At 36.3% G+C, this 20338-nt stretch carries 16 protein-coding genes; all 16 read right to left on the bottom strand.

Annotated features, from left to right (window positions below):
* Positions 1 to 4: 4 nt before the first annotated feature.
* The 16 genes from RTP52_RS17325 to mraZ all read right to left on the bottom strand — a co-directional run bounded on the left by RTP52_RS17325 (position 5) and on the right by mraZ (position 20204).
* Complete coding sequence (locus tag RTP52_RS17325; RefSeq protein WP_312102651.1) at positions 5 to 979, bottom strand: carbohydrate ABC transporter permease; 975 nt, start codon at positions 977 to 979, stop codon at positions 5 to 7.
* Positions 980 to 1207: 228 nt separating this feature from the next.
* On the bottom strand, positions 1208 to 2557 hold the full coding sequence (locus tag RTP52_RS17320) for an ABC transporter substrate-binding protein (protein ID WP_312102648.1): 1350 nt from the start codon (positions 2555 to 2557) through the stop codon (positions 1208 to 1210).
* An 85-nt stretch (positions 2558 to 2642) separates the two neighbouring features.
* A complete protein-coding gene (locus RTP52_RS17315; RefSeq protein WP_312372685.1) occupies positions 2643 to 3683 on the bottom strand; it encodes a LacI family DNA-binding transcriptional regulator in 1041 nt (346 codons plus the stop codon).
* Between the two features lie 431 nt (positions 3684 to 4114).
* Positions 4115 to 4897: an RNA polymerase sporulation sigma factor SigG gene (gene sigG / locus RTP52_RS17310; RefSeq protein WP_312102643.1), complete on the bottom strand. Its 783-nt coding sequence runs from the start codon at positions 4895 to 4897 to the stop codon at positions 4115 to 4117.
* A 306-nt stretch (positions 4898 to 5203) separates the two neighbouring features.
* Positions 5204 to 5944: an RNA polymerase sporulation sigma factor SigE gene (sigE, locus tag RTP52_RS17305; RefSeq protein ID WP_012200483.1), complete on the bottom strand. Its 741-nt coding sequence runs from the start codon at positions 5942 to 5944 to the stop codon at positions 5204 to 5206.
* Between the two features lie 16 nt (positions 5945 to 5960).
* Complete coding sequence (locus tag RTP52_RS17300; protein WP_312102638.1) at positions 5961 to 6842, bottom strand: sigma-E processing peptidase SpoIIGA; 882 nt, start codon at positions 6840 to 6842, stop codon at positions 5961 to 5963.
* 241 nt (positions 6843 to 7083) lie between these two features.
* Entirely contained in the window at positions 7084 to 8298 is a 1215-nt protein-coding gene (gene ftsZ / locus RTP52_RS17295; RefSeq protein ID WP_312102635.1) for a cell division protein FtsZ, read from the bottom strand.
* Positions 8299 to 8502: 204 nt separating this feature from the next.
* Positions 8503 to 9249, bottom strand: a complete 747-nt coding sequence (locus tag RTP52_RS17290) for a cell division protein FtsQ/DivIB (RefSeq protein WP_312102632.1) — start codon at positions 9247 to 9249, stop codon at positions 8503 to 8505.
* Between the two features lie 274 nt (positions 9250 to 9523).
* Entirely contained in the window at positions 9524 to 10783 is a 1260-nt protein-coding gene (murA, locus tag RTP52_RS17285; RefSeq protein WP_312102629.1) for a UDP-N-acetylglucosamine 1-carboxyvinyltransferase, read from the bottom strand.
* 91 nt (positions 10784 to 10874) lie between these two features.
* Complete coding sequence (locus tag RTP52_RS17280; RefSeq protein ID WP_312102670.1) at positions 10875 to 12005, bottom strand: FtsW/RodA/SpoVE family cell cycle protein; 1131 nt, start codon at positions 12003 to 12005, stop codon at positions 10875 to 10877.
* 34 nt (positions 12006 to 12039) lie between these two features.
* A complete protein-coding gene (gene murD / locus RTP52_RS17275) occupies positions 12040 to 13419 on the bottom strand; it encodes a UDP-N-acetylmuramoyl-L-alanine--D-glutamate ligase (RefSeq protein ID WP_312372703.1) in 1380 nt (459 codons plus the stop codon).
* A gap of 144 nt (positions 13420 to 13563) precedes the next feature.
* On the bottom strand, positions 13564 to 15513 hold the full coding sequence (locus RTP52_RS17270) for a penicillin-binding transpeptidase domain-containing protein (RefSeq protein WP_312372683.1): 1950 nt from the start codon (positions 15511 to 15513) through the stop codon (positions 13564 to 13566).
* A 168-nt stretch (positions 15514 to 15681) separates the two neighbouring features.
* Entirely contained in the window at positions 15682 to 17637 is a 1956-nt protein-coding gene (locus tag RTP52_RS17265; RefSeq protein WP_312372682.1) for a peptidoglycan D,D-transpeptidase FtsI family protein, read from the bottom strand.
* A gap of 456 nt (positions 17638 to 18093) precedes the next feature.
* Entirely contained in the window at positions 18094 to 18642 is a 549-nt protein-coding gene (locus RTP52_RS17260) for a septum formation initiator family protein (RefSeq protein WP_312106997.1), read from the bottom strand.
* 116 nt (positions 18643 to 18758) lie between these two features.
* Positions 18759 to 19712 carry a 16S rRNA (cytosine(1402)-N(4))-methyltransferase RsmH gene (gene rsmH, locus RTP52_RS17255; RefSeq protein ID WP_312106995.1) on the bottom strand — a complete coding sequence of 318 codons (954 nt, stop codon included), beginning with the start codon at positions 19710 to 19712 and terminating at the stop codon, positions 18759 to 18761.
* 66 nt (positions 19713 to 19778) lie between these two features.
* Positions 19779 to 20204: a division/cell wall cluster transcriptional repressor MraZ gene (mraZ, locus tag RTP52_RS17250; protein ID WP_312107000.1), complete on the bottom strand. Its 426-nt coding sequence runs from the start codon at positions 20202 to 20204 to the stop codon at positions 19779 to 19781.
* Positions 20205 to 20338: the final 134 nt, after the last annotated feature.

Genomic DNA, 20338 nt, shown 5'->3' with positions numbered 1-20338 from the left:
TCCGTTACTTCCTTCTTTGCTCTTCTCTTATTTTTTTCTTAACTTCATCATTACCTGTCTTATTCATCATCGAACGATATACAGCAACACTACAAATAGCCGTCAGCATGAATAAGATCACTGAAATTGCACCACCATCACCATAATTTAAGCTTGGTGATAACTTGCTATTTAATAACATTACAACCGTTTTACTAGTATTATTCGGACTTCCAGATCCACTGGTTAAAATCTGTGGGACATCAAACATCTGAATACCACCGATTAAAGAAGTTATCATTACATAACTTAGGATAGGCATTAATAAAGGTAATGTAATCCTTTTAAATACTTGGGTTGGTTTTGCACCATCGACATAGGCTGCCTCAAACAACCCCTGATCAATTCCCATAATACCTGCCATCAGCATGATTGTTGTATTTCCAAACCACATGAGAAAATTCATGAGCGCAATGATACCACGTGTTCCAGTTATTCTGGAAAAAAATCGTATTGGATCTCCTGCATTCACAAAGCCAAACTGGATTAACAACTGATTGACTGGCCCATCTGGTGAAAATAAAGTAAAAAACAACATAGCGAATGCTGATGCCATAATCAAATTTGGCATATAGATAACTGATTTAAAAAATCCTTGCTTCTTTAGTCTTAAACGGTTACTTGTAAATAGTGCTGCTAATAGGAGAGAAATTAAAATCTGAGGTATGAACCCAATGATCCAAAGTATCATCGTATTACCGAAATATTTTAAAAACTCGGACTCAGTAAAGAGTTTAACATAATTCTTTAGGCCAACAAAATTCGGGCCTACCTTCGACAATCCCCCATTCGCCCAATATAACTCAAAGAAGCTGTAGTAAAAAGTTGAAAGTAATGGTATCAGTGAAAAGAACGTATAGATTACGAAGAATGGTATTAGGAAAATATATCCCCATTTTGAATAGTTAACAAATTTTTTCGATTTCTTTGGATTCTGCATACGATACCTCACAACTGCGCTTATTATGAGTTGCCACAGAATTGTGCGCTCTTTCAATCCTGCCATTGTAAAAGGAGAGATGCCTTTTTATCATCAGCATACTATCCATATTAGTACAGCAAGGCGACTCAAACCACCTTGCTGTACCGAAATAAAAGTTTTTAAGTTCTTTCGTTATTACAAAAACTATATCTTATCCGTTACACTGTGAAATTTCGAACTTTTATCTTATTTACTAAGTTCTGGATGCTTTCCTAAAACTTCTGTATAGAAGTTATCCCAAGCCTGTTGTTCTGTTATAACGCCTTCAAAGTAGTCTTTCATTGATAATTGAAGCTTTTCAGTCATAGTCTGATCAAAAGGAGATGCTGCAGAAATATGAATATCTTGTGCAGAATCAAGTAATACTTTGATATGATTCTGACCTCCTAAGAATGGATAGCCATAATCACTGTTAGCAATTTCTTCCATAGCTGCTACACTGTTAGTAAAATCACCAAATTTATTTGTAATCTTAACAAGTGTATCTTTGTTACATGTCATTGTTAACATAATATCTTTTACGATATCGAGATTATCTGTTCCTGCTGCTCCACAAATCCATGTACCACCCCAGTAAGATCCCTGAGGGCCTTTACACATAGCCCAGTCACCGAAACCTCCGTTACCAATTTCTTTCTCTCCGTTTGGATCATCAAGTGTATAAGACATGAAACAGAAATCCATAAACCATCCTGGTCCAAAGTAACCAAATACCTTGCCATCATTAGCCATCTGAGCAGTTGATTCTGCTGACCATAAGCTAGCTTTGTTATTATAGCCTTTATCTGTATATGTCTTAGTCTGAGATACCCATTGTTTGATCTGATCATCAATTACGATTTTTTTGTTAGAATCAACCCAAGGCTGTTTCTTGTTGTTAGCAAATACACGATAATCATCATCATAACCAGATAACATGAAGTTACCAGCTGCCTTCATTTTAGCAGCTACATCATCAAATTTTGTCCAGTCGGAAAGCATCTCTTGAACCTGATCAGGATCGTCTGTTCCTAACACTGCCTTAGCCATGGATCTTCTGTAAAGGAAGCCCATTGGACAAGACTGCCATGAAACACCCTTAAGAGCGCCGTTACTTGTAACGACATCCTTTGTGTACTGATACTGTTGAGAAAGGTCTTTCTCTGTTAAGCCAACATCTTTGATAACATTCAAAGTATAGTCAGTACCAACATACTTTAATGCATAGTCAGCTTCAATCAGGAATAAATCAATTCTATCTTCTGGTGCAGCAGATTCCTGCTTTTGTAAAGCTTCATCCAACTTTGTCTGGTATACATTGTCTTCATTTGGATTGATAACCCATTCAACTTTTACGTCAGCTGGAATTTTGCTTGCGTAATACTCGTTAAATCTGTCCTGGAACTCTGTATTCCAGCAATAAATTCTGAATATCTTACCACCAGATGTACTCGCTATTTTGTTACTGTTTGCATTCTTTGTACCGCATGCTGCAAACATAGCACAAACCATGGTTAAAACCATGAGCATAGCTAATGCTTTCTTCATCTTTTTCATTTCAATACCCTCCTTTAATTTTGCATTATATTAATAAATAATACAAATGCCTATGTTACCTTGATTGTCTCTAATGGACAATCGATTACTTTAATAGGTGATTCAAGTCGCTGCTATTCACATAGCCAACTGAACTTCCCTTCATCAGCGAGACCTTAAGGTAAACATTTGAAATAGAGGTTACCATAGGTCTCTCAATCAAATTAATTAACTGTTTTGCTGCTTCTGTTCCAATTCTGTCCGTATCCTGTCTTATCGTAGTAAGCTTTGGTTCTAATGCCTGTGCCACTGAAATGCCATCGTATCCTGCAACAGAGATATCTTCTGGTATCCTGAAACCGTTTCTTCTGATTGTATTCATAACTCCAAGCGCTGAATAATCGTCTGGAGCAATGATACAGGTAGGTGGGACCGGTAAATCCAGTAATCTCTGTGTCAATAAGCCTGACGTTACAGAATCACGATAAATTCCTTCGATCACATAGTCGTTCGGTATCGTTAAATCATTTTCCCGTAACACCTGGTAAAAGCTTACCAACCGATTATGTGTAACCGATGAATTCGTGCCATGAATGTATGCTATTCTTTTGTGACCCTGATCAATTATGTACTGTGTTAACTGCCTCATTCCTTCCATATTATCAGAAAGAATTGATATTGCCTCATTATAGATGTGATCAATGACCACTACAGGAATCTTTGAATTCACAACCTGTTGAATCTCATTGTCGAAGAAATCTGCACAGCAGGCAATACAAACACCATCGAAATTCCGATATCTGCAATGTTCCAGAAAAGTCATCTTCCGATTACCAACATTATGCTCAATAAAATTAATGTCGTATCCCTTACCCGTAGCATATTCGTTGAAGGAAGCTAAAATATGAGCGAAATACTCATTCCTGAGCCCATGACCAAACATCGTAGAAAACAATACTCCGATATTATAAGTTTTCTTCGTCTTTAATGCCCTTGCATTCGAATCAGGAAAATAACCAATCTCATTGGCTGCTTTCAGGATATTACGTTTCGTTTCCTCTCCAATATCCTTATAGTCATTCAATGCTTTGCTGACAGTGGAAACGGAAACACCACATTTTAATGATAGCTCTTTAATCGTCGCCATTTTTACCACCGCTTCTTAGCTATATCGTTTTCGTAGTTTTATTATATAGCAGTTTATACAAATTATCAAGTATTAATTTTAATTATATATTGATTATTACGGTTATATTCCATATATAGGTATTTATAGCATAGTTTTTACCATAAAAAGTATGAGATTAATTTAACTTACTATAGTTTTTCGTTAAACAAACTAAATAAATATGACTATATTTTTAATTTGATTTGTCTAAAAAATGTAAAATACACATGTATTTGTTATATTTGCTTGATTTATTTGAATTAAATATTACTATTAACAAATTATTTAATCATAAAACTAATACAGAGATAGAACGAAACATTTCGTTCTGTCTCTGTATTAGTTGATACTATAATTGTGTTTTCTTCTTTTTTCGAAACTTTTCATTGAAAGGAAATATTTAGTTATATCTACTTATCAATAAGATAGTTCCTCATATTCTTTAATGCATTTTTTTCAAGTCTACTAACCTGTGCTTGCGATATTTGAATCTCTTCTGCTACCTCCATCTGTGTCTTTCCTTGAAAAAAGCGCAGATTTATAATATTATTTTCTCTTGGAGATAGTCTAGACATTGCTTCCTTTAATGAGATTTCTTCTACCCAGTTTTCTTCTTTATTCTTTTTGTCACTTACCTGGTCCATAATATACAAAGTGTCTCCACCTTCTGAATAGACAGGCTCGTACAAAGATACTGGGCTCTGGATTGCATCAAGCGCAGCCACAATATCTTCCTGACTAATTCCAACTTCGGCCGCTATCTCGCAAACCGTTGGTTCTTTATCATTTTTCTTAAGAAGCATTTCTTTCGCATAAATTGCTTTATAAGCAGTATCCCTTAAAGAACGGGATACACGTATGGCATTATTATCTCTTAAATAACGACGTATCTCACCGATAATCATAGGTACTGCATAAGTTGAAAACTTTACTCCTTGCGTGATGTCAAAATTATCGATAGCTTTCATTAAACCAATACAACCAATTTGAAATAAATCGTCGACATTTTCATTACTATTTGAAAAACGTTGAATGATGCTAAGCACCAATCGTAGGTTTCCTTTGATATACAGCTCTCTAGCTTCCTTATCACCTTGCTTGATTCTTTCAAATAAAGCATCCTTTTCTTCACCCTTTAACAACGGCAATTTCGATGTATTTACTCCACAAATTTCTACCTTATAAAGAGCCATAATGAAACCTCCCAGATTAACCATTTTATTCTGAAGTCATAATAAAATGATTTACCGGAAGGTTTCTTTTTATACTGTATTTCTAATGTTATTTTTTGTTAATTTCATCCATATATTTATTTCATAAGGAATTGTTTCGATTTGCAAATTCTTTTGTATTATTTCATGATAAGATAAGGTTCTGAAAGTATGCTATTTTTGTTGAAACTACCTTCGATTTTCGTTGGAATACCCTCAGTATGTTTGATAACTGTTCGATAACTATAAGTAATTTGTGTAAGCTAAATACACAGAGCTAACAGCTCCCTATTCACAGCGCAGCATTTCTTTTTTTAAGCGTTTTATAATTTTCTTTTCCAAACGAGAGATATAAGATTGTGAAATACCTAGCATATCTGCCACTTCTTTTTGTGTACGTTCATTACCGTCTGCAGTATTTAAACCAAATCGTAACGAAACTATAATCTTTTCACGATCATTTAATTTCGAAAGCGCTCTACCGAGAAGCTTCTTATCAACTTCATCCTCAATATTTTTGTATATTACATCCTCCTCCGTACCAAGGATATCAGACAATAACAATTCATTTCCGTCCCAATCTACATTAAGCGGTTCATCTATGGATACCTCAAGCTTTGTTTTGCTATTTCTACGTAGATACATCAGAATTTCATTTTCAATGCAACGAGAAGCATAAGTAGCCAGTTTAATATTTTTATCCGGATTAAACGTGTTAATCGCCTTAATTAGCCCAATTGTTCCAATCGAGATTAAATCCTCTACCCCTACGCCTGTATTATCGAATTTTTTAGCTATGTAAACTACCAACCTTAAATTATGTTCTACTAGTAAAGACTTCGCCTCCACATCATCTGGTGTACCAAGTTTCATAATTGCATCTGCTTCTCTCTTGGCATCCAAAGGAGCCGGCAAAACTTCAGCTCCCCCAATATAGTGAATCTCCCCTTTTTTCTTCAAGAATAACTCACGAAAACTTGGTATCATACGGAACTGAAATTTATTTTGGATTGTAATTTTTAACAGCATTTGGCAAGCTCCCTTCTCATTTTCCCATTTGACTTTCCTGTCCACCTATAATTCCTAAAAGATCTGTATGTAGCAATACCTGGTAGGCCTCACGATTTGCAAATCCTTGATTTGACAAAGCAGCAACAACTTCATGATTACAGATACAGTCATTTGAATTACTTATAATAATCTTCTTCAATCGGATTCCAAATAAAAGTCCATTATGTTTACCAACAGAACTAAACGGAATAACGCGAATACGATTTGGATGTAATTCCTTTAATTGATTCATTTCCTTCTCTAATAGTCTTTCATCCACGACTATTACTGGTTTTCCGGAAACCGGATCTCTTAACGAGTTCCCTGTATCCATTAATCCCTTGCACAAAATAGGCTCATCCTCTATGTAGAGCTCTACCGAGTACAACTCTTCTTCCTTCTTTCTATTTTGCCTCCATATCATACAAGCGAAGCTAAAAAGCAACAAAGTAATGATTGTGATAATGACAATCGTAGTAGTTCTCTTCTCTCCTTGTAATAACTCTTGATACATGAGATTTAAGTAATTTCTTGTTTGGGTATTCAAATAAAGTGAATTTACCATTCCTCCAAGAACAAAAGTGGTAATTAGTAATACAAGATAATTACTTATAAATGCACGCTTATTTCGGACTCCAAAAGTAATCATAGTCATAAGAAAGCCAGTCAATCCATAACCTATGAGCAGATATAGTAAAATATCTGACATAAAATATATATTGACCAAGCAAGATAGTACGGCACCAGCAATAGAACCAAGAAATAAACGAGTTATTTTTCCTTCTTGGTGGCGCAACCTTTTCACAATGATTAATAATACCAGATCCATTATAAAGTTAATAAAAAAGAGTACATCGATATATACTTCGAGTTGCAATGTTCACCTCGCCTCCATTTACTGGTATTATTATACCGAATATGCTTGGAATATTTTGTTGTAATGTGGTATTTATCACAAAGAATTCATTTCCCATATTTTTTAACTTTCGATATTATTCGTCTTTCAAAGTCAAGATGAATAAATAATTGGAATAAAGCGCAAAAAAGCCTTTTAAGCGACCGTAATATATTGTCGCTTAAAAGGCAAATTTCTAAATGTATGACATGCACAATGCAAATTATTTATTTCTATTTTTTTGTAAGAACTCAGGTATCTTAATTCCACCTGATTCTTGAGTTGAATTACTAACTTGTCCAAAACTTTGAGATGCATAATTGTTTGGTTGTGGTGGTCTCACATAACTATTTGTGTTAGTATTTGTCTGTGGAGTAGTCACTGGCTTATTATATGTAGGCAGTGTTCCTGATGCAATCCCTACTTTATTTGTAGTTGGTGCATCATTTCTCATAAAGCTTGGAGTCTTTACTTGATTCTTACTTCCCTTTTCCTCAAGACCTGTTGCAATAACTGTAATGACAGCCTGATCTGGTACTGATTCATCATACATCGCACCAAAGATAATATTTGCACTATCTCCAGCAAGTTCCTGAACAAATGTTGCAGCTTCATTCGCTTCGATAAGACTAAGATCACCAGATATATTGATAATTACATGACTAGCGCCTTCAATGGTAGTTTCTAATAGTGGACTTGTAATAGCCTGTTTTACAGCTTCAGTACACTTATCATCACCTGTAGCAATACCAATTCCGATGTGTGCGATACCCTTATCTTTCATAACTGTCTGAACGTCAGCAAAATCAAGATTAATAAGTCCTGGTACATTAATAAGGTCTGTGATACCCTGAACACCCTGTTGCAATACCTCATCTGCTTTTCTTAAAGCATCTGGCATTGTAGTACGTCTGTCAACTATTTCTAATAATTTATCATTTGGAATGACGATTAAAGTATCAACACTTTCTTTTAACTTCTCTATGCCGTTCACCGCATTATTCATACGTTGTTTTGCTTCAAACTTAAAAGGCTTTGTAACAATACCTACTGTAAGAATTCCCATGCTTTTTGCAATAGAGGCAACAACTGGTGCAGCACCTGTTCCAGTACCACCACCCATTCCGCAGGTCACGAATACCATATCGGAACCTTTGATAATTTCGGTTAATTCTTCTCTACTTTCCTCTGCCGCCTTTTCACCAACCTCAGGCTGTGCTCCAGCTCCAAGTCCTTTGGTAAGTTTCTCACCAATTTGTACACATTGAGGAGCCTTACAATTTTTTAAATGCTGCTTGTCCGTATTTACACAAACAAATTCAACACCCAATATATTTTCTTCAATCATACGGTTCACCGCATTATTACCTGCTCCACCAACTCCAATTACAAGTATCTTTGCAGCAGAATCCGATTCATTCATTCTTATCTCAAGCAAGGTAGTTCCTCCTTTTTCATCATCCTTCTATTTTCATCATAGTGACTTAAAGTCACGTACTGCAGATTGATGTTTTTCCTGCTGAATTTTTAAAGTACAACATATTGTGTCATACTGCATCTAATATAATCATTCTATACTATATAATATCTATAAATTAAGAAAATATCAAGTAGTATTTACAATTTTTATACAAAAATGCATCTAATTTAACGGTTTTGAAATTATTTTTTTGTTATTCTTGCTATAGTTTTTCATATCTATACTTTGCTTTTTATCTCCAGCAGCTTCCAGTATATATTTAAGAGCTGCTAGTTGCTCATCATAGAAGTCTTTTCGTCCTAATAAGACTTGAACATCACCTGAGATTAAGGTTAATTCATAATCAGAATTAAATCTCATCGCATCAATTGGTAATTCATTCTTCTTAATCAGTTTCGTAACATTTAAGATTGTTTCAAATAAACCTTCTTTTTGAACCTCAAGCTTTTCATGTAATACTAGTTTATTAAATTTAAGCCCTGTGACTTGCGGAATGTCTTCTAATTTATCTCTTGTACTTTCCACTACAATACCATCCTTGTCAAAATACAAGTAGCTGCCCATCATTTCAACACAGCCCACTACCCGCTTTTCATATACAGTGACATGAATCGTATTGCGATTTTCCATAGAAACCACTACTTTTTCCACAAAAGGTATCGTAACAGGTTCACTAAAACGTTGTCTAAGATAATAAAACAAGGTAATTTGATCCGTCTTTTCCGTTATTAATCGATTTTTTATTTCTTCTTCTGTATACCGTGTAGTACCTTCTACGATAACATTTTCTAGACGAAAATTCATAAATAGGACAATTACCGCAATCAATATAATAAGAAGTATTGTTAGCTTAATATATAATGCTGGCCCCCGCTTCCTTCTTACCCTCTTTTGTAGTTGTCTTACCATAGAAAGTAACCTCCAACTTAATTTTTCACACTAACTCCCATGTTGTTTCATAGATTTCATGCTAGCGTGAAGTTTTAAAATTTATTAGGCGACGTCTTTTGGCGTCTTAGAAATTCTCTTCACATTGCACATGCCTGCTCAGTAGCTTGAAAACATGTCCGCTCAGTAGGCCGGAAGAATAAAAATGAAATTCCAATGGATTTCATTTTTATTCTTCCCGTGTAAAGTTTTAGAATTTCTTAGCCGGCGTCTTTTGGCGCCTTAGAAATGCTCTTTACACTTCCTTTATAATTCGAATATTTGCATTTAAGTTTCGCAAGTCCTTACAGATATCAACATACCCTCGCTCTACGAACTCTGTATTACGAATCACAGTAATTCCTTCTGCTGTTAATCCTGCAATGATTAACGCTGCACCACCACGCAAATCTTTAGCCACTACTTCTGTGCCTCTTAATTTCCTTAATCCCTGAACAACGGCTCTTTTTTCTTCTATATTAATAAGAGCTCCCATGCGATTTAAATCCTCAACAACATTGAAACGAGCTTCAAATATACGCTCCTCCAATACACTCTCACCATAGGATACTGACATCAAGCTTAAAAACTGTGATTGCATATCTGTTGGGAATCCTGGAAATGGTTCAGTAATGATAATTCCTGGTGATTGCAGAACGCCATTTCTTTTAATAAATGCTTTATTTTCCCGAAGATCAATCACACATCCCATCTTACGAAGCACATAGATAACTTCTGCTAAATCCTGTTCTATTACACCATGAATTACGGCATAACCAGACGCTGCAGCTACCGCTGTCAAATATGTTCCTGCAACAATACGATCTGGTGGGACTTGATAGCTTGTATCATGTAACTCATCTACTCCTTCAATACGTAAACAAGACGTACCTAATCCAGTAATTTTGGCACCAGATTGAATTAAAAACTCACATAATGCAGTGATTTCTGGCTCTCTTGCTGCATTCACAATTTCCGTAATTCCTTCTGCCAAAACAGCTGCTAATAATACATTTTCTGTAGCCCCAACACTTGGTGATGGAAACTCTATTCTTGTACCCCGTAGTTTTGAGACACTGCAAGTGAGAACATTTTCTTCATCCTTCAAAACTACACCCATTTTTTTAAGTGAATTTATATGGATATCAATCGGTCTTTTTCCAATGGTACATCCCCCCGGATACGAGATTACTGCTTGTTTGTTTCTGCTAAGTAGCGCACCTAAAAAAAGAATGGATCCGCGAGTTTTCTTTGCAGTTTCCCCTGTAACCGGAATCGGATTCGTATTCGTAGCATCTATAATTAAAGTGCTGTTGTCCCACTTTACCTGACATCCCAAATCCTCCATAATAAGGAGCATGTCGCAAACATCAGAGATATATGGACAATCCTTTAATACAGTAACACCTGGATGCAATAAAGAGGCTGCTAGGATTGGTAAAACGGCATTTTTAGAACCCTGTATAGAAACTTCTCCATAAAGAGAAGACAAACCTGAAACTACAACGGAAGACATAGTCATACCTCGAAATAGAAATACACTACTATCATATGCGATACCTTCCAATCGGTTACAGCATCAATAACCCCTCCGCTGTCTAGAAGAATCAACGTTCATGTTCAATTTTATTCGAAACACTAAGCACAAGTCCCATCTCAACCAATAATACCACCAAAGAACTACCACCATAGCTGATAAATGGTAACGGAATACCAGTCGCCGGAATACTATTCGTAACAACCGCCACATTGATTAATACCTGGACCGCGATATGCGTGAGTACACCAGTTGCTATTAACCCACCAAAAAGATCAGGTGCATTAATTGCAATCGTAAACAACCTCCATATCAACAGTAAAAATAGCATAATAACAGCAATTGCCCCAAACATACCAAGTTCTTCACAGATAACGGAAAATATCATATCATTGTGTGCCTCTGGTATGAACCCAAGCTTCTGCATACTATTTCCTAATCCCTTTCCAAATAAACCACCAGACGCTATCGCATATAAACCCTGTAAAATCTGATATCCTTTTGGATGAGTTTCTACATTACGCCATACTTCAACACGTTCCCCTCGGTAAGAAACACCGAAGACCAAAAACGAACCAACGATAACAAACAAGATAGCAGCTACAACAAAGTATCCTTTCTTTCTACTGGCTACAAAACAGATTGAAACCATGATAGCAGCAATAATTAATGCTGTACTAAAGTTTTCTACTACTACAAGTGCAAGCAGTGGACCTACTAAGGCTACCACTCGAACGAAACCTAAGAAGTTATCAAGCCTCCTCGGGGCTAACTGAACTATGTATGCAGTAAATAATACTACGCATATCTTGGTTAACTCGGAGGGTTGGAATTTACCAAGACCTCCGAGAGAAATCCATCTTTGGGAACCACCGGTTGCTTCTCCGAAAATCAATACTACAGATTGTAGAATAATACATAGGAAAAATAACAACGTTATTGGTCGTATTCGTATGATCGGTAGTTTTTTAATATAAATACGGTAATCTATCTTTGATACGATAATCATAATAGGAATACCAGCGATAGCAAAAAGCATTTGCCTACGTAAAAATTTCGTGGAATCATTATAATACTTTGCTGCATTGTATGAACTGGTACTATAAATCATCACTAAGCCGAAGCATACTAAGAATATAATCAGAAACAGTAGACTATAGTCATAGTAATTTTTCGTCTTTCTCCTCTTCCCCTGTTCCATTTCTTCCCTGGTCAAATGCTTCACCTCACACTACTTATTCATCTTTTAACGCATGGACATATTCCTTGAATAACATACCGCGTTCTTCATAATCTTTAAACATTCCCCAGCTTGCACAACATGGAGATAATAATACAGTTTCACCTACACCTGCATGTTCCGCACAAAAGGTAACTGCCTCACTCAGACTATCAACCAAGACTATATTCTTAACGCCTAGTCTTTTTGCTGCATTCGCTATCTTCTCTCTTGTTTGACCAAGCAACACAAGATAGGTAACTTTATCATCAAAGGCTTTAATCCAGTCATCGTAGTCTGAATCCTTATCGTAACCGCCACCAATCAAAAGAGTTTTGGTCTGCATTGCTTTGATTGCCTGAATGGAAGCATCCGGGTTTGTTCCTTTCGAGTCATTGTAGTATTTCACTCCTCGTTTCGTAGTTACATACTCAATACGATGCTCCACTCCCTTAAATTCTATCAATGCTTTGTGAATATCCTCCATTGGAACTTTTAAAGCAATTGCAATTCCCACTGCTGCCATGACATTTTCATAATTATGCTTGCCAATGATCTGTAATTCATTCACATCGCAAACTACGCATTCTTTCTCATCGTCTCTGTAAATAATCTGATTATTCTGAAGAAACAGTCCGCTTTCAAGTTCTCTTGTACTTGAGAACCATAGAATTGTAGCAGGAATTCCCCCACTCACATTTTGAAGATAGGAATCCTCATAATTCAAAACACAAGTATCTTCTTTTGTCTGATTTTTAGTTACATTCACCTTGGCTTCTATATATGCTTCCATCGTATGATGACGATTTAAGTGATCCGGTGTTATATTTAAGATTGCAGAAACGTCTGGTCTAAAATTCTCTACAGTTTCTAATTGAAAACTACTCATTTCCGCAACAGTAACAGATTCGATTTCTGTATTCTTTACCATCTGAGTATATGGAACTCCAATATTTCCAACTACGAAAACGCTTTTGTAATAGGTTTTCATAATCTCACCTACTAAAGTTGTCGTCGTTGTCTTACCATTCGTTCCTGTAATGGCAGCTATCTTACCCTTAGAAAAATTATATGCAAGTTCAACTTCACCAATGATTGGTATCCCTACGCTCTTAAGGTCCTTCACATAATCTAAATCTGTTGGAACCCCGGGACTTAACACAACCATATCAAGCTCGGATTTAAGTTCGGATGGAAATTCGCCGAGTATGATGTCCCCATTGTAATTTTCCGGTAATTTCTTCCGAAATTCTGTTAATTTAGTTTCTTCTTTGTTTATTTCTGCGTTTGCGTCATAAAGAATGGTTTGTGCCCCCTCCTGTGATAGTAATTCTATCGCAGAGATACCACTTTTACCGGCACCAACAACCAATACTTTTTTACCTAGGAAATTCATAATTAGCTCCATTCTACATCCATCTACAAATTTGAGCGTCAGCACAATATTTGCAAATTGAATTGTTTACAATTCAATTTTTGAAAGATTAATTTTTCGCACGAATACTTATCTTTTCATGAAATCAATCTTCCTAATTATAGGCTATTCCAAATATAAAATCAAGTCGCTGTTCTGCTTGATCATATCCCCCTCCAGTGGAAATTGCTCTTTCACAATTTCACCTTCCCCAAGGTAAGTAACTTGACCAAAGGAATACTCTTTCAATTTTTTCACCACTTCTGCTTTTGTTAAACCTATAAAACTCGGTACTTCAAATTTACCGATATTATATTCTTCCAATTCTTTTTCGCTATAAGCTGGTTCAATACCTATATATGGTAGGATATTATCAAATACTTCTGAAATCACCGGTGCTGCGATGGTACCGCCATAGTATATTCCTTCCGGCTCATCGATTAAAACAATTGCCATTACCTGCGGATTGTTTGCAGGGGCAAATCCAATAAATGAGGAGATATACTTTCCAGATCTTCTTGGAAGTTTTTCAGAGGTTGCTGTTTTACCTCCAATACGAAAACCTGGTATATATGCTCTTTTACCTGTTCCGTCTGCAACAACAGCTTCCAATAACATCTTCATAGTTTCCGATGTTTCTTTTGATATCACACTGTCCGTTGTTTTGAACGTAAGCTCTTTAATAACAGTACCTTCTGCATTCTGTATATTAACTCCAAAGTGTGGTGTTACTAAAGTTCCACCATTTACAATTGCACTTGCCGCGGTAAGTAGCTGTAGTGGGGTAATCTGAAAAGACTGACCAAATGACATTGTTGCTAATTCCACCACACCTACTTTATCTAGCTTATGTTTAATTGAATTTGCTTCTCCTGGTAGGTCAACACCAGTTTTATTTGACAACCCAAGGCGATCAAAATATTCATAAAACTTCGTTGCACCAACTCTTGCACCGATTTCCATAAATACTGGGTTACAAGAATTTTTGATACCTTGAACAAAATCCTCACTTCCGTGTCCGCCTGCTTTATGACAGCGGATTCTTCTGTCTTCTACAATTTTAAACCCAGGGCAGAAGAAACGGTCAGTCAATCTAACAACCTTTTCTTCAAGTGCTGCAGTCGCTGTAACTATCTTAAAGGTTGAACCTGGTTCATACGTATCACTGATACTTGGATTTCTCCACATATTATTGAGTATATTCGTCTTCTCTGTACTACTAAGCGTCACTCCCTCGTATTTTTGTTTTAACTCTTCGCTAAAACTATATGGATTATTTAAATCAAACTCTGGCACATTTGCCATTGCATAGATTTCGCCATTTTGCGGATTTAATACAATTAAGCTAACATTATTAGCTCCTTTTGCCTCCATAACTTTTGTGGCAGCTTGTTCTGCATATTTTTGTATATTTACATCTAAACTTAAATGAATGCTATTTCCTGGAATCGGTTCGATGCGGTTTTCAGCAGCACCGTCAATTTCAATTCCATGTGCAGTTGTAAGGGTGAGAATCGTTCCATTTACTCCTTGAAGGTAAGAATCATACTCTACCTCAAGTCCGATAATGCCCGGATTATCACTTCCAGTAAACCCAATTACTTTAGAAGCTAACGAGCCATATGGATAAAAACGTTTGTAATCTTCATCCACCATAACACCAGCAAGGGATAGATTACGTATGTAGTCGGCTGTTTCTTTATCAACGTTCGACTTGATTCGTTCTATCGAGGAATACTTTTCAACCCTCTTACGAACAGTTTCCTCTGAAAGGTTTAATGCATCGGATAAGGCTTTTATTACACCTTCCGGATCTTTAATCTGATTATGGATAACAGAAATAGTACTTACTGGCTTATTCGCAGCAATGATAGTACCATTTCTATCGTATATTGTTCCTCTCTCAGCCTTAATGCTTCGTTCTCTTTCATGTAACTGCCTAGCCTTGATGGCATAATTTTCTGAAGCTGCTACCATGAGATAAAATAATCTTCCACAAAGATAGCAGGCGATAAAAAACGTGACGATAACAACAATTGTTATATTTTTTCGGTTAAATGATTTATACCGGTGCATACGACTCCAAAATGATTTTGATACATTTCTATTTTATTATTGTATGCTCGTTGTTATGATTGTTTTCTTTTTTTCTTGCCTTTTTTCTACCATGTTTCTTAGAACTAGTCTATCATAGTATCTGGTATAGCATTAGAATGTATATGGAAGTGATGATTCATATACTTACTAGTCAGACATAGTATCTGGAATAGCATCCGCTTGGGAATCATCAAAACCAACATAATTGTCTTCTCCACTATTACCATGGTTTCCTTGCTCTCCTTGCTGCCCTTCTCCTACTTGTCCCTCTTCTCCATCCTTAATTACCGGAAGGTCCACTTTATATTCAATTTCACCTTCTGGATATACTTCAAGAAATGGTAAGATATCCTTAAGGATCTGACTTGTAAGTGTTGTTGCAACCGTACTGCTTGCTTTCTTTGTCTCATCGTGAACTTCATCAATTACCACATAAATTACTACTTGTGGATCATCGGTCGGTACGCAGCCAATAAAGGAAACAACATATTTTTTCGAAGAACGAGGAAGTTTCTGTGCAGTTCCTGTCTTTCCTCCGACCAGATATCCTTTCACCTGAGCTGGCTTCGCAGTTCCGTCCTGTACTGTTAAATACATAGCTTCACGGATGAATTCCGAAGTTTCAGTAGAAACAGTCTCATTGATAGGATATTGTTCTTTCTCATCAATCGTAGTCCCTTGGTCAGTAACAATTTCTTTTACAACATGAGGCTGATAGTAATGTCCACCATTTACTAAGGAAGCAAATCCTCCGACCATCTGAATCATAGTAACATTAAAGCCTTGACCAAAACTACTGGTAGCTAGCTCGGTTACATGTAACTTATCCTCAGAAATTAAGATACCCTCCGACTCACCCGGAAGATCTACCCCTGTTTTCTTACCAAAAAAGAAATGATCCTGGTAAGTATGAAACAAAGATGCCCCCTCTTTCTCTCCAATCGCCATCATAGATGGGTTACAAGACTTCATTAAGGACTGTGCAAGTGTTACCGTTCCATGCCTTGCATTACACCTGATGTTATGACCTCCTACTCGTTGTACACCATTACACTGAAACGTTGTTTCCGGTGTAATCAAATGTTCTTCTAAAGCAGATGCTACGGTAAAAGGTTTAAAAGTAGATCCTGGCTCATAAGTATCACTGATACTAAAATTACGCCACATCGAATTTAATGCCTTCTCTTTATCTTCCTCACTCATCGAGGCTATCTCAACCTCATCATAATACGCAGATAAATCGTAAGGATTATTCAAATCAAATCCAAGGTTAGTAGCCATAGCATAGATTTCCCCATTGTTTGGATTAGATACAATGACGCTAACATTATTTGCTCCGATTTCTTCTTGAAATTTTTTAATATGCTCCTCAACGATACGCTGTATATTAGAGTCTATCGTTGATACGATCGAATAACCATTGATTGCTTCTTTTCTTGTTCTAGTAAGATTTAATTCAGAATCATAGAATCCATATACTCTACCATTGGTACCATTTAAACTACTATTATAGTATTCCTCAATCCCCCAAGTACCAACATCTCCTGCACTGGTATAACCAATGACATGAGAAGCCAAACTTCCATATGGATAGATTCTTTTATACTCTTCTTCAAACCATACCCCTTTAATATTCCTATTTTCTTTTTTTAAATTCTCAAATTGATCTACTACATCTATTGTCACTTGTTTTAACAATCGTTGATAAGAACTTGTTGATTTTTCATGGATTAGTGATGTTAGTTCTGCTGCATCTAATCCAAATACACTACTTAGTGCCTCAACTGTTGGTTCTAAATAATCCTCATCGGTTAAGACCACTTTGGGTTCAATGATAACGTTATATACTTTATCACTAGATGCTAAAACAACACCATTGCGGTCTAAAATACTTCCCCTTTGATAAGGAATTGTAGAACTTAAGAAAGTTTGTTGAGAAAGTACCCTTTTTTCAAATCGTTCTTGATCCCTATTGTTAAGAAATACTAAGCGTGCGATAAGAGCAATCATCGCACAAAGGATCACAAAAAACACAAACAATAATTTTGATTGCATATAACCCTTGAATTTTTTAACTTTTGCTTTTTCTCTCTGCCTTGCCATTTTAACCTCAATTCTTTTGCAATTTTTTAGTGTTGGAATACAACATACTAAAAAATTGTATGCATTCTTCTATCATTTTTGTGTCTCGTATCGTATTGGTACAATTTTATAAAAAAACATGACTATCATGATATTAGTACGAACTTCCTATGTAGTCAACAAGACATATGGACTAGATGAGATTCCCCAGGTCTATCAAAGCGGATATTCGCAATCCGCTTACACTACCAGCTCTACAATTTTTTAGAATACCATATTCGGTGCTAAAGAATTGTATACCTCAATTGCTACTACGTGGCGTTCAGAAGGAACTTGAACTCCAGCTGAAACAGGCAAGTCCCTTCCCTGATGAGGTTAAATACTTATAAATTTAAAAAGCAAGCAGTACGCCACCCGCCTTGACAATTTAGTCAAATGCGTATTGTCGTTTCCCACTTGCTCGCTCTCTCTCTATCTTTAAGGCAAGATACGGTCTAAAAATGATCCCGTCTCTGCATCCGGTATATTCTTATGTTGTCTTACGTATCCCGTCTCACTATCCTTATACGGAATAATTTCATTATGATTCGGATGAACCATGCCAAGCTCAGAAACTGCAATACGATAAACTTCATTTAAGTCTACCTCTGGTCTAATACTTGCTTCTACTGCATCATTCTTATCCTTAAGTTTTGTTAGCTCATTGGTTAATGCTACTATCTGCTTCTCTAATTGTATGTCCTTTGACTGTGCTTCTAAATAGCTAAAGCAAGAATAAAGTGTGGCTACAATCGCTAAGGTCAAAAAGGTCATGGATATAAAATCAATTCCACGAGTAACTCTAGGTTTTCTCCCCGGTCTCCTCTGGGGTTGATTATTAGGTGTTCTCTGCGGTACCCTAGGCTCTCGTCTTAGCGGTTCTTCATAGCGATTATGATCTCGTTCCGGTGCTACCGATAATTTGCGCGCAGTACTTCCTGATACATAGGAGGTATGATTATAATATTGTCTTTTTTTCGCGTCCATGCTGACTCCTCACTTTCATCATTTTTCCTCCATGGTTGCGCAAGTTATGCGCATTTAAAAAGATTAAGATATCTTCAATTTAAATAATATTTACTTTCTTTGGCAACTTATCAGTTCTATTCATGTTTTTCAAATACCCTAAGCTTAGCACTCTTAGATCTTTTGTTAAATTCCAATTCCTGTTCGCTTGGTAGGATCGGTTTCTTCGAAATATGAATTCCTTTTGATTTTTTATTGCATACACAAACTGGAAAGTTTGGAGGGCATACACAAGGATTTTCATTCTTACGAAATGCTGCTTTCACAATTCTATCTTCTAAGGAATGAAATGTAATAATGCTCAATCTACCATTATCCTTCAGTAAATCAATCATATCCTCTAAGGTATTGGTTAATACCTCAAGTTCATGGTTTAGCTCTATACGAATCGCCTGAAAGGTTTTTTTTGCCGGATGACCGGTATTCATCCGAATCTTCATCGGAATTGCTGCTTTAATTGCTTCCGTTAATTCATCCGTTGTTTCAATTGGCTTCTCACTTCTCATTCGTACAATATGCTTTGCAATGTTTTTTGCAAATTTATCTTCACCATAATCCCTAATGATTCGATAAAGTTCTTGTTCACTGTATTCATTCACAATATCTCTTGCAGTTAGTGAATTACGGTTGTCCATTCTCATGTCAAGAGGCGCATTCTCTTTATAAGAAAATCCACGCTCCGGAGTATCCAGTTGATAAGAAGAAACTCCAAGATCAAGTAATATACCATCCACCTTATCAATACCTAAATCTTTAAGCACCTGTTTCATATTGCAGTAGTTACTTCTAACAATTGTAACTTGGTCAGAGAACTCCGAAAGTCTCTTCCCTGCTGCAGCAATAGCATCTTCATCTTGATCAATTCCAATATATCTTCCCTTCGAAGAAAGACGCTTTAATACTTCGTAAGCATGTCCACCACCGCCTAATGTACCATCCACATAAATACCATCTGGTTTTATGTTTAAGCTATCTATGGTTTCCTGTAACAAAACAGAAATATGCTTAAATTCTTTTTCTTCTAAACTCATGTTTTACTCCTAATCTCTTTCGAGAGTTACCTCGTTAGAGGGTTGTCTCTTTAGAGGGTTTCCTTCCTAGAAGCTCAAGCCAAACTCGGACATATGATCTGCAATCTCATCCATATTGTCATAGCTATTGCTTTCCCAACGTTCTTTACTCCAGATTTCGATTTTGCTTAAAACGCCTACAAATACGATATCTTTATCGAGTCCTGCATGCTGTCTTAAGTTACCTGGTATTAATATTCTACCCTGTTTGTCCACTTCGCAATCAGCTGCCCCTGCCATAAAGTAACGTTGTAACTGTCTTGCTTCCTTATTTCCAGGAAGATTCTTAAGCTGTTCTACAAAGTGCTGCCACTCTTCGTTTGGATACACAAATAAACAGCCATCCAAACCGACTGTAACAACAAAGTGTTCTCCGAGAGATTCCCTAAATTTGGAAGGAACGATGATTCTGCCCTTGGCATCAATTGTATGATTATATTCTCCCATGAACATGCTCATCACCTACCATTTTTTCTCCACTTCGTACCACTTTAAACTACTTTTCACCACTTTGCACCACTCATGAATACATTCTACCCCACTTTTTAGAAAAAATCAAGCCTAAATTCAAAAATAAAGTGGCGGAA

Origin of the sequence: Lachnoclostridium sp. (assembly GCF_031997925.1) — a bacterium.
Lineage (GTDB): Bacteria > Bacillota > Clostridia > Lachnospirales > Lachnospiraceae > Lachnoclostridium.
The sequence above is the reverse complement of the archived record's forward strand: the minus strand, read 5'-3'. Positions and strand labels throughout refer to the sequence as shown.

Bases quoted from the DNA above. Each gene is read 5' to 3' on its own strand.
- RTP52_RS17280 (WP_312102670.1), bottom strand. From the start codon at position 12,005: ATGGAACAGGGGAAGAGGAGAAAGACGAAAAATTACTATGACTATAGT.
- mraZ (WP_312107000.1), bottom strand. From the start codon at position 20,204: ATGTTCATGGGAGAATATAATCATACAATTGATGCCAAGGGCAGAATC.
- murD (WP_312372703.1), bottom strand. From the start codon at position 13,419: ATGAATTTCCTAGGTAAAAAAGTATTGGTTGTTGGTGCCGGTAAAAGT.
- sigG (WP_312102643.1), bottom strand. From the start codon at position 4,897: ATGGCTCTTTATAAGGTAGAAATTTGTGGAGTAAATACATCGAAATTG.
- RTP52_RS17270 (WP_312372683.1), bottom strand. From the start codon at position 15,513: ATGCACCGGTATAAATCATTTAACCGAAAAAATATAACAATTGTTGTT.
- RTP52_RS17325 (WP_312102651.1), bottom strand. From the start codon at position 979: ATGCAGAATCCAAAGAAATCGAAAAAATTTGTTAACTATTCAAAATGG.
- RTP52_RS17290 (WP_312102632.1), bottom strand. From the start codon at position 9,249: ATGGTAAGACAACTACAAAAGAGGGTAAGAAGGAAGCGGGGGCCAGCA.
- sigE (WP_012200483.1), bottom strand. From the start codon at position 5,944: ATGCTGTTAAAAATTACAATCCAAAATAAATTTCAGTTCCGTATGATA.
- RTP52_RS17320 (WP_312102648.1), bottom strand. From the start codon at position 2,557: ATGAAAAAGATGAAGAAAGCATTAGCTATGCTCATGGTTTTAACCATG.
- murA (WP_312102629.1), bottom strand. From the start codon at position 10,783: ATGTCTTCCGTTGTAGTTTCAGGTTTGTCTTCTCTTTATGGAGAAGTT.
- RTP52_RS17315 (WP_312372685.1), bottom strand. From the start codon at position 3,683: ATGGCGACGATTAAAGAGCTATCATTAAAATGTGGTGTTTCCGTTTCC.
- RTP52_RS17260 (WP_312106997.1), bottom strand. From the start codon at position 18,642: ATGGACGCGAAAAAAAGACAATATTATAATCATACCTCCTATGTATCA.
- RTP52_RS17265 (WP_312372682.1), bottom strand. From the start codon at position 17,637: ATGGCAAGGCAGAGAGAAAAAGCAAAAGTTAAAAAATTCAAGGGTTAT.
- rsmH (WP_312106995.1), bottom strand. From the start codon at position 19,712: ATGAGTTTAGAAGAAAAAGAATTTAAGCATATTTCTGTTTTGTTACAG.